Origin of the sequence: Niveispirillum sp. (genome assembly GCF_052437035.1) — a bacterium.
Lineage (GTDB): Bacteria > Pseudomonadota > Alphaproteobacteria > Azospirillales > Azospirillaceae > Niveispirillum.
This window is the reverse complement of the sequence record NZ_JBQVOH010000003.1, coordinates 449,303-464,107: the sequence shown is the minus strand read 5'-3', so window position 1 is coordinate 464,107 and position 14,805 is coordinate 449,303. Positions and strand designations below refer to the sequence as shown.

Annotated in this window: 17 protein-coding genes; 8 read left to right on the top strand and 9 right to left on the bottom strand. The window is 62.2% G+C overall.

What is annotated here, in order from left to right; translation table 11 throughout:
- Positions 1-111: 111 nt before the first annotated feature.
- From ACT6Q8_RS11195 to ACT6Q8_RS11160, 8 genes are all read right to left on the bottom strand, one after another.
- On the bottom strand, positions 112-1,218 hold the full coding sequence (locus ACT6Q8_RS11195) for a DUF2336 domain-containing protein (RefSeq protein ID WP_054166538.1): 1,107 nt from the start codon (positions 1,216-1,218) through the stop codon (positions 112-114).
- A 269-nt stretch (positions 1,219-1,487) separates the two neighbouring features.
- A complete protein-coding gene (locus ACT6Q8_RS11190) occupies positions 1,488-2,450 on the bottom strand; it encodes a TAXI family TRAP transporter solute-binding subunit (protein WP_054166537.1) in 963 nt (320 codons plus the stop codon).
- A 15-nt stretch (positions 2,451-2,465) separates the two neighbouring features.
- Complete coding sequence (locus ACT6Q8_RS11185; RefSeq protein WP_054166536.1) at positions 2,466-3,155, bottom strand: ABC-type transport auxiliary lipoprotein family protein; 690 nt, start codon at positions 3,153-3,155, stop codon at positions 2,466-2,468.
- On the bottom strand, positions 3,152-4,090 hold the full coding sequence (locus ACT6Q8_RS11180; protein WP_444732171.1) for an MlaD family protein: 939 nt from the start codon (positions 4,088-4,090) through the stop codon (positions 3,152-3,154). Before ACT6Q8_RS11180 ends, ACT6Q8_RS11185 begins: the two co-directional genes overlap by 4 nt.
- Positions 4,091-4,093: 3 nt before the next feature.
- Positions 4,094-4,861, bottom strand: coding sequence for an ABC transporter ATP-binding protein (locus ACT6Q8_RS11175; RefSeq protein ID WP_054166534.1), 768 nt, complete (start codon positions 4,859-4,861; stop codon positions 4,094-4,096).
- A 1-nt stretch (position 4,862) separates the two neighbouring features.
- Positions 4,863-6,002 carry an ABC transporter permease gene (locus tag ACT6Q8_RS11170; RefSeq protein WP_444732172.1) on the bottom strand — a complete coding sequence of 380 codons (1,140 nt, stop codon included), beginning with the start codon at positions 6,000-6,002 and terminating at the stop codon, positions 4,863-4,865.
- A 117-nt stretch (positions 6,003-6,119) separates the two neighbouring features.
- Entirely contained in the window at positions 6,120-6,899 is a 780-nt protein-coding gene (locus ACT6Q8_RS11165; protein WP_444732173.1) for an ABC transporter permease, read from the bottom strand.
- Positions 6,896-7,654 carry an ABC transporter ATP-binding protein gene (locus tag ACT6Q8_RS11160; RefSeq protein WP_444732174.1) on the bottom strand — a complete coding sequence of 253 codons (759 nt, stop codon included), beginning with the start codon at positions 7,652-7,654 and terminating at the stop codon, positions 6,896-6,898. Before ACT6Q8_RS11160 ends, ACT6Q8_RS11165 begins: the two co-directional genes overlap by 4 nt.
- 108 nt (positions 7,655-7,762) lie before the next feature.
- On the opposite strand from ACT6Q8_RS11160, the gene ACT6Q8_RS11155 reads away from it, so the two are divergent.
- The 3 genes from ACT6Q8_RS11155 (at position 7,763) to ACT6Q8_RS11145 (ending at position 10,352) form a co-directional block, all read left to right on the top strand.
- A complete protein-coding gene (locus tag ACT6Q8_RS11155) occupies positions 7,763-8,119 on the top strand; it encodes a hypothetical protein (RefSeq protein WP_444732175.1) in 357 nt (118 codons plus the stop codon).
- A complete protein-coding gene (locus ACT6Q8_RS11150; protein ID WP_444732176.1) occupies positions 8,119-8,844 on the top strand; it encodes an SDR family NAD(P)-dependent oxidoreductase in 726 nt (241 codons plus the stop codon). Before ACT6Q8_RS11155 ends, ACT6Q8_RS11150 begins: the two co-directional genes overlap by 1 nt.
- A gap of 164 nt (positions 8,845-9,008) precedes the next feature.
- The gene (locus ACT6Q8_RS11145; RefSeq protein ID WP_444732177.1) at positions 9,009-10,352 is read left to right on the top strand and encodes a glutamine synthetase family protein; all 1,344 of its coding nucleotides are present in this window, start codon (positions 9,009-9,011) and stop codon (positions 10,350-10,352) included.
- A gap of 106 nt (positions 10,353-10,458) precedes the next feature.
- Here the strand turns inward: ACT6Q8_RS11145 and ACT6Q8_RS11140 are convergent, their stop codons facing one another.
- Positions 10,459-10,929 carry an outer membrane protein assembly factor BamE gene (locus tag ACT6Q8_RS11140; protein WP_054166527.1) on the bottom strand — a complete coding sequence of 157 codons (471 nt, stop codon included), beginning with the start codon at positions 10,927-10,929 and terminating at the stop codon, positions 10,459-10,461.
- Positions 10,930-11,164: 235 nt separating this feature from the next.
- On the opposite strand from ACT6Q8_RS11140, the gene ACT6Q8_RS11135 reads away from it, so the two are divergent.
- From ACT6Q8_RS11135 to ACT6Q8_RS11115, 5 genes are all read left to right on the top strand, one after another.
- Positions 11,165-11,698, top strand: a complete 534-nt coding sequence (locus ACT6Q8_RS11135; RefSeq protein WP_444732178.1) for a ubiquinol-cytochrome C chaperone family protein — start codon at positions 11,165-11,167, stop codon at positions 11,696-11,698.
- A 50-nt stretch (positions 11,699-11,748) separates the two neighbouring features.
- Positions 11,749-12,333 carry a YceD family protein gene (locus ACT6Q8_RS11130; protein ID WP_444732179.1) on the top strand — a complete coding sequence of 195 codons (585 nt, stop codon included), beginning with the start codon at positions 11,749-11,751 and terminating at the stop codon, positions 12,331-12,333.
- 98 nt (positions 12,334-12,431) lie between these two features.
- Positions 12,432-12,620, top strand: coding sequence for a 50S ribosomal protein L32 (gene rpmF, locus ACT6Q8_RS11125; protein WP_054166525.1), 189 nt, complete (start codon positions 12,432-12,434; stop codon positions 12,618-12,620).
- Positions 12,621-12,669: 49 nt separating this feature from the next.
- Positions 12,670-13,758 carry a phosphate acyltransferase PlsX gene (gene plsX, locus ACT6Q8_RS11120; protein ID WP_444732180.1) on the top strand — a complete coding sequence of 363 codons (1,089 nt, stop codon included), beginning with the start codon at positions 12,670-12,672 and terminating at the stop codon, positions 13,756-13,758.
- Positions 13,758-14,732 carry a beta-ketoacyl-ACP synthase III gene (locus ACT6Q8_RS11115; protein ID WP_444732181.1) on the top strand — a complete coding sequence of 325 codons (975 nt, stop codon included), beginning with the start codon at positions 13,758-13,760 and terminating at the stop codon, positions 14,730-14,732. The genes plsX and ACT6Q8_RS11115 overlap by 1 nt, the downstream gene beginning before the upstream one ends.
- Positions 14,733-14,805: the final 73 nt, after the last annotated feature.

The following is a 14,805-nucleotide window of genomic DNA, read 5'->3' as shown; positions in this document are numbered from 1 at the left end:
CATGAGATCTAGACTCATGCTGCTGAAGGCCGGCGACTGCCTGCCCGCGCCCCCAATGGTTGCGCAAGCCAAGCCGCCGGATGGCGGCGCACGGCGCCTGAGGGACGAGTATTAAGCCGCCGCCGTCAGGTCGCTCAGCTTCGTCAGCAGGTAATCGACATCGTCGCTGGCCAGTTCCTCGAACTGGGTCAGGATGCGTTCCAGCATCCGGCGGCGATGGCGCTCCAGATCATGGTCCAGACCATCGAAATCCGTCTCGCTGGCCACGTCCAGCGCGATGCGCAGGGCGGGATACAGCTTCGGCGGCAAACCGGTGCGGTCGAACAGGGACTTCAGCCCCAGACGGCCCGCATCGTGGATCAGCAGGCGGGCATTGGTGATCGGCACCTGCCCCAGCTGCGACAGCGCCATCTCAAAAAATGGCACATCGCCCATGCACAGCGCCCGCAGCAGCAGCGACGGGGTCAGGCGGTGGCTGCGGCGCAACTGCACCACCAGCTTTTCCAGATCCGCATCACCGGCGCCGCCGACAAGGCCATAGGTCGCCTTCTCGCGGGTCTGGATCACGATATCGGCGGCGATATCGTTGGGCAGTTCATGCTTGGCGACCAGCCGTTCGCGCAGCTGTTCCGACACCAGTGCAACCAGACGCTCCGCGACCGTGACCGGCAACTTGGCACGGTTGACCATTGGACCGGCCACAACCTCGCTGTCCGGGAACCGGTCCAGCGCCTTGACCATCGCGCTGTCGGCAATGGCGGCAGTATCGTTCGCCATCAGGGTGGCGACCGCCTTCTCGCTGCCGCGTTCCACCAGGGCATCGGCAACGGACTCGGTGACATTGGGCCGCTTGGCGACGGCAGTCTGCTTTTCCGAGGAACCGGAACGGATGATCTCCACCAGATCATCGTCGGTCAGGACCGTCGACACCTCAATGAAGGGCAGCGACACCTCCTCCACATCGCGGGCCATGGACATGGCGATATCGCGCGGGATGGTGGCGTTGGATTTCAGGCTTTCGGCCAGGGCGGACCGTACACGCGTGGCGACGTCGCGCGCCATGATGCGCACGATATCCTCCGCCAGCACCCGCTCGGACGCGGAAAGGTTGGGCGCGGCGAAATGCTGCGCGACCTTCCCGGCCATTTCGGCGCGGGTCGTGGGAGAAGGATCGGTCAGCAGCCGCTGAACATCCTGCGTGGTCAACATGTCGGACATGGGTTGAACAAACCCTCCCTGGGACGACCATGCGACTGAGCCACCGGCCAACGGCCGACAGGGTCGCATCGCACCTGTTTCTTTAACATTTAGTGCAGGGCGCTGCCAATTGCGAACGCCAAAATCAAGAACAGACCGAAACAATCCACTCGTGCCACGCAAGGCGGCGTAACTCCACCATCCTGAAGGATAGGTCTTGCCTTGGCTCCTTGCACCAATCGCCTTGCCCCGCACGCCCATGTATGCCGGCCTTCAACGAATCGTTGGGATCAGGGCTTGGCAGGTCCGCTGGCGGCAAAAGCCTTCTCGGCAGCCGGGTGTAGCGGCGCGGTCCGGCCCCGGTCCCCCATACCATCGGCTGGTACCGTGCTGAAAACCGGATGCTGATCCACCAGATCCGGTCGTTCCTCCAAAAGGACGCGCACGACCTCTGCGATCACCGCGTCGGGCACGTCGGCGCGGGTAACCAGCGTGGCGGCCACGCCAATGGTCGCCACATCCTCCTGTACACCGGGATAGAGATTGGCCGGAATGCTGGTGCGGGTCAGGTCCTTGCGGCCGGCCAGCAGCTTGTCGATGCCCTGACCGGCAATGGGAAGCGCTACTGCACCGCAGGTGGAGGTTGCCTGCTGAACTGCGGCATTGGGATGGCCAACGGCAAAGAAAGCGGCATCCAACTGCCCCGCACAAAGGGCGGCCAGTGCCGCGTCCGGTGCCTGACCGGCATCGTCGCTGATGCGCAGACCGGAGGCGTCCACCACCTGCTGCGAAAGATTGCGCAGGGCGGAGCCGCGTGGGCCCAGGTTCACGCGCTTGCCCGTCAGTTTCGACAAGTCGTCGATTTCCGCGTCAGGCCGGACAAGCAGGGTCACCGTTTCGGCATGCAGGCTGGCAACGGCGCGCAATTCCTTGAACGGTCCGGCACTGGAAAACCGCCCATCACCCCGCACGGCGGCGGCCTGCCAGTCCGACTGGACCACCGCCAGATCAACCTCGCCCGCACGCAATGCCGTCAGGTTCTGAACCGGACCTTCAGTGGCCTCCACCAGGCAACGCAGGCCATGGCGGGCCTTCTCCTGATTGACCTGCCGACAGATTGCGCCGGCGACGGGATAATAGAGGCCCGTGACAACCCCGCTGGCGATAACCAGCGGCTTTGTGGCCGGTGCCTGGGCCAGGGCGGAACCGGTGAACGCCAAGGTGACGACGACCAGTGAAGCAAAACGAATCAACAGCGTAATCCCGGATCAACGGTAAGCGGCAGGCTCTGCGGCCCAGGCCAGCGGATAGACATCGACATTGGCCATGCCCTGCTGCAGCGTCCATTCGACGATACGCCGCAGGACGGCACCCGTCGCCTGATCAAAGGCCTTGATGATGTCATCCAGGGCCGGGCTGGCGGCGCGGACGGTGGATTCGAACGTGTCGCCCGCCACAATATTGCGGCGGGGCATGCGCACCAGCTTGGCATTGATGCGTACCGTCGCTTCTGGCGCGGTATCGCTGGGGTCGTGGCCCTTGTAGTTGGCGTGGAAATCGCGCAGGTCCGTTTTCAGGATGAAATCAGCGCGTAGGCCCGAGCGTTCCACCCCGACGGACACGATACGCCGGCTGTTCTCAAAACTTTCAACCAGCAGGGTCTGCATCATGTCAGGCCCGGTATCGGCCCAACTGGCGCCCGAATAGTAGGTCATGCGGTTGGAGGTCTCGCCCAACACGATGCGCGGCGTGTCGATGGCAGCGTTGGCCAGCGGCGTTTCCACCAGCAACTGCCATGGGGCACGGGCCAGACCGGCGGTAAATTCCCGCGCCGGGGTCAGCACATAGACTTTCTGCACCTTGCCACCCGTCAGCAGGGAGGCCGGCGAACAGGCGGCCAGCGGCATCAGGGAGGCCAAGGCCAGCAGGCGGCGGCGGTTCAGGGGCTTGTCGGTCATTCCGCTTTCACTCCGCTGTTGCCGCCGAACAGAAGATCGGTCGGATCGCGCTCCAGCCGGCGGGAAACGCGGCTGAGATTGTTGGTCAGGTCCTGCAGATGGATCAGCAGCTGCGACAGATCATAAAGGCCGGTGGCCGTGAAATCACGGATCGGTTCCCGGTTTTCCTCGATCATGCCGGCCAGCGACGCTGACAGCTTGTTGATTTCCTTGCTGGTCTTGGCCAATTCCGCCGTGATGACGGTGGTGTCGCGCCCGACCTTGCCGACAGTGTCGTTGGCGGTTGCCATTAACACTTCCGCCTGCTTGCTGAGCGTGTCGGCCTGCCGGCGCAGATCGACGATCAGCAGGTTGGCGTTACGCATTGTATCATTGGCATTGCCCGACGCCTGCGCCAGATTGGCCAGCAAGGTGCCGATGGATTTCTGATTATCGTCGTTCAGCAGCAGGGTCAACCGGTTGGAGATCTTCATCAGATTCTCCAGAACCTCTGGCGCCTTGGACAGCACGGCGGCGATAGAACTGGGGCGCGACGGGATCACGGGGATGCCGCTGACCTTCTCACGCAGCAGGGGCGCGTCCTTGCTGCCCCCTTGGATTTCCACATAGACGCCACCTGTAACACCCACCGGTTCCAGCGATGCGATGGCATCGGTCTTGATGGGCGTATCCTCCGGCACCTCAATGGTCAGGCGCACTTCCTCGACATTGTCGGGATTGATGCGGATATCGCTGACCGTGCCGACATTGACGCCGCGATAACGCACAGGTCCGCCTTCCACCAGCCCCGTCACAGTGCCGGTGACCATGATGTAATAGGGCTGGATCGCCTTGTCGAATTGCACCTTGGCCAGCCAGATGACGAAGACGAACACCGCCGCCGCCAGCGCCAGGACGAAGGCACCGACAGCCGTATAATTGGCCCGTGTTTCCATGCCCTAACTCCCTTTCGCCGCACTGGCCGCCCGACCGCGGGGCCCATGAAAATAGTCACGTATCCAGGGATGTTCCTGGCGCAACAGTTCGTCAATCGTACCGATCACCAGCTTCTTGTCCACCAGGACAGCGATGCGATCACAAATGGCATAGAGGCTGTCCAGATCATGGGTCACCATGAAAACGGTCAGGCCCAGGCTTTTTTGCAGAGACCCGATCAACTCGTCAAAGGCCGTCGCCCCGATCGGGTCCAGGCCCGCCGTGGGTTCGTCCAGGAACAGGATCTCCGGGTCCATGGCCAGCGCCCGGGCCAAGCCAGCCCGCTTGCGCATGCCGCCCGACAATTGCGACGGATACTTATCCCCCGCATCGGGCGGCAGGCCCACCATCGCCACCTTTACCCGCGCAATCTCATCGATCAGGTCGGGCGGCAGTTTGGTATGTTCCTTCAAAGGGACCTTGATATTCTCCAGAACGGTTAGCGAGCTGAACAGCGCGCCATCCTGGAACAGCATACCCCAACGGGCTTGCAAAGATAGTCTTTCGGACTCCGACAGATTTTCCGTATCCTTGCCCAACACTTCGATCTTGCCGGCGGACGGAACCATCAGGCCCACAATCTCCCGCAGCAGCACGGATTTACCCGTGCCGGAACCGCCGACAAGGCCGATCACCTCCCCCTTGCTGACATCCAGGTCGACGCCATCATGCACGACCTGCTGGCCGAAGCGCGTCTTGAGACCCCGGACACGGATGACGGGCGCCGCCATGTCAGATCCCGATATAGGAGAAAAGGATGGAGAAGATGGCGTCCAGAACGATCACCAAGAAGATCGATACGACAACGGAACGGGTCGTCAGAAGGCCGACGCTTTCCGCCGACCCGCTAACGCGAAGCCCTTCGTAGCAGCCGACCAAGGCGATGACCACCGCGAAGACCGGGGCCTTGATCAGGCCCACGAACAAGGTGGTGGTACTGACGGCGATCTGCAACTGACGGGCAAACTGCCCGAAATTGATGTCGAGATAGACATAGGCCATCACGGCACCACCAGCCAGCGCCACCATATTGGCGAAGAATCCGATCAGCGGCAGGGCGATCAGCAGCGCCAGCATGCGCGGCAGCACCAGCATCTCCACCGGGTCCAGGCCCAGGGTACGCATGGCATCCACCTCCTGGTTCACCTTCATGGTCCCGATCTGGGCCGTGAAGGCGGAACCGGAACGGCCCGCCACGATGATGGAGGTCATCAGGATGCCGATTTCCCGCAGGACACCAATGCCCAGCAGGTTAACGACATAGATTTCGGCACCGAAACGACGCAGCTGATCCGCCCCCTGATAGGCCAGAACGATACCGATCAGGAAGGAGAGTAGGCCCACGATGGGCAGCGCGTTCAGCCCCACTTGCTCCAGGTGGAAAAACAGGGGCTTCAGCCGGATACGGTTTGGCGTGCGCAGCAGCCGGACAGCCGTAACGGTGACCAGACCCAGGAAGTTCAGCATCGACAGGATATCCTGCCAGATGCCGATCGTTGCGCGTCCGACACGGTCCGCCAACGGAAAGGCGGGCCGCTTTTCGGCGGGTGCAGGGGTTTTCGGCTCTGCACCCGCCGCTGCCCGTTGCACATCCTTCAGAAGGGCACAAAGGTCGGATCGGGCGCCGACAACTGCCACGACATGGCCCTGCCCCCGCAACCGCTTGATCAGCCGGTCAAGCAGCAAAGCGCCGGCAGTATCCAGGGCCGTCAGGCCAGAGAGGTCAAGACAGACGGGCGTGCCCTTGCGTCCAGGCATGCGGTCGCGCAGCATCGGTCCCAGCCGCTCGGCGGACGCAATGTCCCAGCGGCCGGACGCTGCCAGCACGAACTGATTCTCTTCCCAATTGGCGCTTAAGGTTCCGGTCTGCACGTTCCTGGCCCATGGTGCGCCGCATCGAACGACGACGCACCCCGCCAATTGACATTACCGGACAGGGTGGGTCAACAGCCCGTGAACGATGTGTCACCAATGGCTGTATCGCGTGACCTATTCCCCCCCGCCCGGATGCCAGCGGCGCAGCAGCAGGCGCTGTACCCAGGTCAACAGGGCGAAGATCAGGATTCCCAAGAGGGAGAGCAGGACCAGGGCCGCGAACAGGCGCGGCATGTTCAGGCGGTTACCCGCCTCGATCACTCGCCAGGCAAGCCCCGTCGCCGTACCTGACCCAGCCACAAACTCCGCCACCACGGCCCCGATCAAGGCCAGACCGCCGGAAATCTTGGCCCCAGCCAGAATGTAGGGCAGTGCCGATGGGAGCTGCAGACGCCACAGCATCTGCCAGCGGCTGGCCCCATATAGCCGGAACAGGTCACGCAGGTTGGGATCAACGGCGGCTAGGCCCGCCGTGCTGTTCGACAGGACAGGGAAAAAGGCCACGATCCAGGCGAGGACCAGCAACGCGAGGTTCACCCGTTCATACCCGACCCAGATGACGACCAGTGGTGCGATGGCCACGATGGGCGTTACCTGAAGGATCACGGCATAGGGGTATAATGCTGCCTCCAGCGTGCGGGACTGTTTGAACAGTACCGCCAGCGCCACTCCGCTGGTAAGGGCCAGCAGGAATGCCTGAACCGTGATGATCAGGGTGATCCAGCTTGATTGCAGCAGCAGCGGCGCATCGTTCCATAGCGCATGGGCCACAGCAGTCGGCGGCGGCAGAACGAAGGGCGGAATGTCCCAGGCGCTGACCGCGGTTTCCCAGCCCAGGAGAAACAGCACCCCCACCAGCGGCGGCAAAAGGCGCCGTGCCCAGACCCCGTTCATGCCGCCAACCCCATTGCGGCATGTAGCCGGTCAGATACATCACGGCAGATGGCGCCATAGTCGGTGCCCGTTCGCACCGACAGATCGCGTGGAAAGGTCAGCGGCACTGGCACCTCTGCCACGACACGCCCGGGCCGGGGACCGATGATGGCGATACGGCCCGACAGATAGACGCTTTCAAACACCGAATGCGTCACAAACAGTGCCGTAAAGCGCTGCGCATACCACAGCGACAGCAGATCATCGTTCAGTTTCAGCCGCGTGATCTCATCTAGTGCGGCGAACGGTTCATCCAGCAGCAGCAGGCGCGGGTTGGTGACCAGGGCGCGGGCCAGCGACGCCCTCATCTTCATGCCGCCCGACATTTCGGCGGGAAAGGCCTTCTGAAAATCACCCAGGCCGACGCGGGCCAGACCGTCAGCGGCCCGGTCATTCCCCTCCCCCTTCGGCACCCCGGCCAAGTCCAGCGGCAGACGGACATTGTCGATGATGCGTGCCCAGGGCATCAGGGTCGATTCCTGAAATACAAATCCGATATCCCCCCGCGCCACCGGTCGCAGCCAGTTCAGCCGCCCGCCCGTGGGTTCCATCAGCCCGGCAACCAGCCGCAGTATGGTGCTCTTGCCGCATCCGCTGGGGCCCAGCAGCGACACAAACTCCCCCTCCGCCACCGAGAGATCGACGCCTTCCAGGGCGCAGGTGCCATTGGGGTAAGTCAGCGACATGTCGGACAGTTGGAACAGCTCACCTTTCACGCGATGTTTCCGATCTTTTGCCAGGGTCGATCCATCAGCCTGTTCCTCTTTCACTGCCGGGCTGATATTAGCCCGGCATGTCATTTTGTCGAGGCGTCGGGCGTAGCCATGATCCCATCTCCCCATTTCCAGATTCTGGTGCGCGAGGTGGCAGTGATGCTGCCGGTGGCGGGGCGTGTGGGCGATCTGGACTGCCGCATTAATCTGCGCCTGGGCACCAGCGTTACAGGGCCGTTCACAGGCGACCCAGACGATATCTCCATGACCGTCGATTATTCACAGATCGTGCGGCATATCCTGGGTCCGTTCTGCGACAATGGCCCATTTGTCGATGCCGAAGGGGTTGCCCGCACGCTGGGCCGCTTCATCTTCGCTTTCGATGACCGCATCGTGACGCAGAAGATCAGTGTGGCCAGTCCCGCCGATACCGGCTTTGCCTGCCAAATCGATCTGGAGCGCCCCTGATGACATCGCCGCATGCCGTTCTGATCACCGAGGGCGCGCGCTGTTTGGGGGCAGCCATGGCATTGGCCTGTGCAGGTGCCGGTATGGATGTGGCGATCCATTACTGTACAGATGCGCCGAAGGTCGCGGCGACGGTGGATGCCATCCGGGCCAGGGGGGTACGCGCCGCCGCCATCGCCGCCGATCTGACCGATCCTGCACAGATGTCGGGCGTGGTGGCCGATGCGGCAAAGGCATTGGGGCGGCCCCTGACCGCCCTGGTCAACAGCGCCTCCATCTTTGAATGGGATGACATCACGACCCTGACCGCAGAGCGGATGCTGGCTCATTACCTGCCCAACGCCGTGGCTCCGGCTTTGCTGGCACAGTCCCTGCTGGCGCAGCTGCCCGATGGGGTGACGGGCGCCATCGTTAATATCCTGGATCAGGATATGACCAACCAGCATGGCGACCGAATGAGCTACACGCTCTCCCAATATGCGCTTGCAGGGCTGGGAGATATGCTGGCACGGGCCGGTGCGCCGCGTCTGCGCGTGAATGCCATCGCTCCCGGTTTCATGCCGGCTGTTTGCAGAGAAGTACGGACGGGTGGTGAGCCTGGAGCCGATCCTCTCGCCAAGGCCTGCATTCATCTGCTGGAAAGCCCGGTGATCACGGGGCAGACGATCCATCTTGATACCTGCATGCGTTTTGCCGGTTTGGGCCGGGATATCAGTTTCTATTGAAAGCTGCCGATCCTGGCTTGCCTGCCCCCCCTGCCCTCTGCCTATACTGATCCATCCGAAACAACGTGGAGGGCTGCGGGCGTAGCACCATTTCCCAGCCCCGAAGGCCGGACAAGCGTTCGGCTGCGACGGGTGCATCTGGGCCGCCAACCCGTGGCGTCATCATGAGTACATTGGAAGAATTCATCCGTTCACGGCGGATCACCGAAGTTGAATGTCTGGTGCCGGACATGGCCGGCATCGCCCGTGGCAAGATCGTGCCTGCTGAAAAATTCCTGCGCATTCTGCGGGACCGGGGCCTGCGCCTGCCCGAATCCATTTTCATCCAGACCGTTACGGGCGAATACCCGGAAGACGAGGATGTGACAAGCGTGGAGAACTGGGATGTCTATATGACGCCCGATCCTGCCACCGTCCGCGTCGTGCCCTGGTACAATGAACCTACCGCCCAGGTCATCTGCGACTGTTTTTATGCCGACGGAACGACCGTCGATATCTCCCCGCGTTCCGTGCTGAAGCGTGTGCTGGCCCTGTATGAGGCGCGCGGGTGGAAGCCCATTGTGGCACCCGAACTGGAATTTTTCCTGGTTGCGGTCAACAAGGACCCGGACTACCCGCTGGTCCCCCCCGTCGGTCGTTCAGGCCGGCAGGAAAGCGGGCGTCAGGCCTATGGCATCGACGCCGTCAACGAATTCGATCCGATCTTCGAGGATGTCTACGATTTCTGCGAGAAGCAGGAAATCGACGTGGACACGATGAGCCACGAGGCCGGCGCCGCCCAGATCGAGATCAACTTCAACCATGGCGAGGCGCTGGAACTGGCCGATCAGGTCTTCCTGTTCAAGCGCACGGTGCGCGAGGCGGCGATCCGGCATCAGGTCTATGCGACCTTCATGGCCAAGCCCATGCAGAATGAGCCGGGCAGCGCCATGCATGTCCACCAGTCACTGGTGGATGCCAAGACGGGCGTCAACCTGTTCGCCAATGCGGACGGGTCTGACACGCCGCTGTTCATGAGCTTCATCGCTGGGCTGCAGAAGTACCTGCCCTATGCGATGCCGCTTCTGGCGCCGAATGTGAACTCCTACCGCCGTCTGGTGCAGGGGTCGGACGCGCCGATCAATGTGCATTGGGGCCGCGACAACCGCACCACCGGCTTCCGCGTGCCGGTCAGCCCGCCGGAGGCGCGGCGTGTGGAGAACCGTGTGGCCGGCGCCGATGCCAATCCGTACCTGGCGCTCGCCGCGTCGCTGGCCTGCGGCTATATCGGCATGACGCAGGAGCTGGAGCCGTCCGACCCGGTCAAGGGTTCAGCCCATCGGCTGGCGTTCTCTCTGCCCCGCCACCAGGGCGATGCCCTGAATAAGTTCAACAGCTGCAAGCCGTTGAAGGAAGTTCTTGGGGACCGGTTCGTATCCGCCGTCAGCTCTGTGAAGCAGGCCGAGTATGACGCCTATCAGCGCGTGATCAGCAGCTGGGAGCGTGAGAACCTGTTGTTGAACGTATAAGCGTAAAAGCAAAAAACGCCGCATGCGGGGTACTCCCACATGCGGCGTCTTGTTTGGTCCCCTGCTGCCACACGGCAACCCGGCAACCCGGCAACCCGGCAACTGCTTATTTCTTCTTTTTCTTGTCGTCCTTCTTCTTACGCGATGGCTTGGACAGGTTGCCCAGCAGCTGTTCGAAGAAGTTCAGGTCGTGGCCGACGGTCGGGGTGACGCGGGCGACGGGTTCGACATAGGCTGCCTCTGCGGCGCCATCCAATTCCTTGATTTCTTGCACCGTCCCGCCCTCATCGAAACGGACGCGGATGATGCGCTGGGCCGTGACCTCCGGGTCCAGGAAGGCGGTCTGCTCGGTGCGCCGACCGATATAGTACCAGGTGGAGCCGTCCACGACACCGGTGGAGGTCGGTGTGCCCAGCACATACTGGACCTGTTCGCGCGTCGTCTGACCGGTCTGGATCTGGGCCAGACGGGTATCTTCCACCAGATTGCCGCGCTGGGCGATGATGGGGCTGCAGCCGGTGAGAGCAAGGCCCAAAAGGCCGAAGGTCAGCAGGGCGGTAGCTTGGGTCTTGCGCATCAACGTGACGTCTCTCGAACCTTGGATGTGACCAACGGCGTGGTGCCGGACAATGCACGGGGCAAATGCCCCGCTACCAGCGGCGATTTGTCATTCTTACCTAGTGAGAACCCTTTCAGGCACGCACCATGGCTTGACGACGGGGCCGCCGCCCCCTATCTGGCCGGTGACATTGGCACCGGCCTTGGCGCAATGTCAATGTCCGCAGCCTGCCAGCCATGGGAGAAGGCACGTCTTGTTCAGCCGCCTGTTCCAACGCCCCCGGCGTGAACGCACCATTGCCGCCCTCTATGGCGCCATTGTGGCCCAGTCGCGCCTGCCCGTATTTTTCAGCGAACGCGGTGTGCCCGATACGCTGGAGGGACGGTTCGAATCCGTATGCTTGCATGCCTGGCTGGTCATGCGCCGGTTGGCCATGGGCGGCACGGCGACGGCGGAGTTCAATCAGGCCCTGTTCGATTTCATGTTCGCCGACCTGGATTTTAACCTGCGCGAACTGGGTGCGGGCGACATGAAGGTTGGCGACAAGGTCAAGGATCTGGCCAGCCATTATTATGGACGCGTCGGCGCCTATGATGCGGGCATGGCGGCGAAGGATGACTCTTCGGTCCTGGAATCGGCTCTGGACCGCAATCTTTATGGCTCCACCCTGCCCGACCCGGCGCATGTGAAGGTGATGGCCGACTATACGCGCCGGCAACTGGCGCATCTGGAGACCTTCCCCATCGACAGGCTACTGTCCGGCGAGTTGGAGTTCGCCTCGACCTGATCGGAGGCTTGTCCTTATATTATACATATCTTACCTGAAGGATTCTCCCTATGACGGCCCCCTTGCCCGAACTGTCCCGCATCATCATCGCCGACAAGGTGACGACAGCAGGCGGGTTCGAGGTTGTGAAGGCGACAGACGCGGAATGTGCCGCGCTCGCTGAACGATTCGATCTTCTGTCCGTGTCCGGACTGACCGCAAAGCTGCGCCTGCGCCGCGTGCGGTCGGACTTCGTAAAGGTGACGGGGGAGTTGGAGGCGGACGTGGTCCAGCGCTGCGTTGTGACCCTTGAGCCAGTGCCCGCGCACGTTAAGGAGGAATTCTCTGCCCTTTTCGCCCCCGAGCATCTGATCCCCAAGGAGGAAGAGGATGGTGAGAGCGATCATTTCCAGTATCTGGGCAGTGACGAGGACTTCCCCGAAGCGATGCCGGGTGGCCGGATCGATATTGGCGAGTTGGTAGCACAGAACCTGTCGCTGGCACTGGAGCCCTATCCACGCAAGGAAGGGGTCGAATTCACCCCGATTCTGGAGGATGTCGGTCCCGATACTCTATCGCTGACCGAGGACACACCCCCGGAACCGCCCCGCCAGAACCCTTTTGCGGCCCTGTCCCGCTTAAAGAAGCCCTCTTGATCCGGTTTCGTACTTGCCCTCGCACACCATATCCAGTATTCAAGCGCCTCTGTCCGGGCGGCCCTAGCGGTCGCCTTAAAACATTGTGAGTTACGATCATGGCCGTTCCTAAGAAGAAGACCTCCAAGTCGAAGCGCAACATGCGCCGTTCGCACGATGGCTTGACCGCCGCCGCCTACAACGAATGCGGCAATTGCGGTGAGCTGAAGCGCCCGCACCACGTCTGCGGCTCCTGCGGCCACTATGACAGCCGCGAAGTGACCGCGACCGCCCCGGCTGCTGCCTGATAGCCGGACCGGTCCAGGTTTTCGCGGGTTATAGGGACGTCGAACGGAAGTGACAACGCGCCTGCGCATCGCCTTGGACGCCATGGGTGGCGACCATGCTCCTGACATGGTCGTCGCCGGCGCCGACCTTGCCCGTGAGCGTTGCCCTAACGTCGATTTCCTCTTCGTCGGTGACGAAGCGCGCATCAGCGCCCTGCTAGAGCGCCATCCGGCCTTGAATCTTATTTCCACGGTCAAGCATACGCCTGACTTCGTGGCGATGGATGCCAAGCCGTCGGTGGCGCTTCGTGCTGGGCGCAATTCCAGCATGCGGTTGGCTATTGATGCCGTCGCTGCCGGTGATGCTGCATGCGTGGTCTCCGCCGGAAATACCGGCGCGCTGATGGCCATTGCCAAATTCGTGCTGAAGACCCTGCCGGGCATCGACCGACCAGCCATCGCATCCATCCTGCCCACACAGCGGGGGGAGTTGGTGATGCTGGATCTGGGTGCGAACCTGGAATGCGACGCCGACAATCTGGTGCAGTTCGCCGTGATGGGTACGGTGTTTAGCCGGACCGTTCTGGGCCTGCTGAACCCGACCATCGGCCTGCTCAATGTCGGGTCAGAAGAACAGAAGGGGCATGAGCAGATTCGTGAGGCCGCAGCCGCTCTGCGCGCCACGCCGCTCGCCCCTTACTTTCATGGCTTCATTGAAGGCAACGATCTGGCGTTGGGCACGGTCGATGTCGTGGTGACCGACGGCTTTACGGGAAATGTTGCCCTGAAGACGGCGGAAGGCACGGCAAAGCTTTATGCCGAATTCTTGAAGCGGACCTTCCGGTCGTCACTTCTGGCCAAGCTTGGTTATGTTCTAGCGTCGGGCGCTTTCAACAAGCTGCGTCAGCGGATGGATCCGCGCCGCTATAATGGTGCGATGTTCCTCGGGCTGCGCGGCATCTGCGTGAAAAGCCATGGCGGCACGGACGCCGTCGGATTTTCAAACGCCATCGCTGTGGCTGCCAATATGGCCAATCACGGTTTCAACGAGAATATCCGCGACCAGTTAGCGGTGCTGCAAGCGGCATTGAATGCTGCGGCCACGGCTGATCAGGTCAAGGACGTAAGCGCAACGGGCAGCGAAACGGCGGTGCAGTAATGGCCATCCGGTCTGTGATCCTGGGTTGCGGGTCTTATCTGCCCGCAAAGGTGATGACGAATGCCGATCTGGCGCAGGTCGTCGACACCTCTGACGAATGGATTACGGAACGGACGGGCATCAAGTCGCGCCATATCGCGGCGGATGGCGAACTGACTTCCGACCTTGCCTATAACGCCGCACTTGCAGCCATGGCGCATGCCGGCGTAACAGCGGATGAGTTGGATCTGATTGTTCTGGCCACCGCGACGCCGGACAACACCTTTCCGGCCACCGCCGTGAAGGTTCAGGCCCGCCTGGGCATGACGCGGGGGGCGGCGTTCGACGTGCAGGCCGTATGCTCCGGCTTCATCTATGCACTGTCGGTGGCTGACAATTTCATCAAGGCCGGTCAGGCCAGGACGGTTCTGGTCATCGGCGCCGAAACCTTCTCCCGCATCCTGGACTGGAACGACCGCACCACCTGTGTGCTGTTCGGGGACGGGGCGGGTGCTGTGGTGCTGCGCGCTACCAATGGTGCCGGCACGTCGGAAGATCAGGGCATCCTCTCCACGCATCTACATTCCGATGGCAATCACCATGACCTGCTTTATGTCGATGGTGGCCCGTCCAGCACGCAGACTGTGGGCCATGTCCGCATGCGCGGGCAGGAAGTGTTTAAGCATGCGGTCGTAAACTTGGCCGATGTGGTCAAGGAAGCGCTGGCCGCCAATGGCCTGACGGCGGATGCCATCGACTGGCTGGTCCCGCATCAGGCCAACCGCCGCATCATCGAGGGCACCGGCCGCAAGTTGAAACTGCCGGCAGAGCGTGTGGTGATTACGGTGGATCATCATGGAAATACATCCGCCGCCAGCATTCCGCTGGCCCTGGCGGAGGCAGTGGCCGATGGTCGCATCAAGCGTGGCGACCTCATGCTGCTGGAAGCCATGGGTGGCGGTTTCACCTGGGGCGGGGCGTTGGTCCGCTTCTGATCCTCCCTGCCCCCGCATTTCTGCGGTGTGAGATCAGCATTTCCCGCCAACCATCTGAATTGACGGATTTCTC

What these genes read in the sequence shown, in the direction of transcription:
- ACT6Q8_RS11195 (WP_054166538.1), bottom strand. Translation starts at nt 1,218, where the DNA reads ATGTCCGACATGTTGACCACGCAGGATGTTCAGCGGCTGCTGACCGAT.
- ACT6Q8_RS11185 (WP_054166536.1), bottom strand. Translation starts at nt 3,155, where the DNA reads ATGACCGACAAGCCCCTGAACCGCCGCCGCCTGCTGGCCTTGGCCTCC.
- ACT6Q8_RS11180 (WP_444732171.1), bottom strand. Translation starts at nt 4,090, where the DNA reads ATGGAAACACGGGCCAATTATACGGCTGTCGGTGCCTTCGTCCTGGCG.
- ACT6Q8_RS11175 (WP_054166534.1), bottom strand. Translation starts at nt 4,861, where the DNA reads ATGGCGGCGCCCGTCATCCGTGTCCGGGGTCTCAAGACGCGCTTCGGC.
- ACT6Q8_RS11165 (WP_444732173.1), bottom strand. Translation starts at nt 6,899, where the DNA reads ATGAACGGGGTCTGGGCACGGCGCCTTTTGCCGCCGCTGGTGGGGGTG.
- ACT6Q8_RS11155 (WP_444732175.1), top strand. Translation starts at nt 7,763, where the DNA reads ATGATCCCATCTCCCCATTTCCAGATTCTGGTGCGCGAGGTGGCAGTG.
- ACT6Q8_RS11150 (WP_444732176.1), top strand. Translation starts at nt 8,119, where the DNA reads ATGACATCGCCGCATGCCGTTCTGATCACCGAGGGCGCGCGCTGTTTG.
- ACT6Q8_RS11145 (WP_444732177.1), top strand. Translation starts at nt 9,009, where the DNA reads ATGAGTACATTGGAAGAATTCATCCGTTCACGGCGGATCACCGAAGTT.
- ACT6Q8_RS11140 (WP_054166527.1), bottom strand. Translation starts at nt 10,929, where the DNA reads ATGCGCAAGACCCAAGCTACCGCCCTGCTGACCTTCGGCCTTTTGGGC.
- ACT6Q8_RS11130 (WP_444732179.1), top strand. Translation starts at nt 11,749, where the DNA reads ATGACGGCCCCCTTGCCCGAACTGTCCCGCATCATCATCGCCGACAAG.
- rpmF (WP_054166525.1), top strand. Translation starts at nt 12,432, where the DNA reads ATGGCCGTTCCTAAGAAGAAGACCTCCAAGTCGAAGCGCAACATGCGC.
- ACT6Q8_RS11115 (WP_444732181.1), top strand. Translation starts at nt 13,758, where the DNA reads ATGGCCATCCGGTCTGTGATCCTGGGTTGCGGGTCTTATCTGCCCGCA.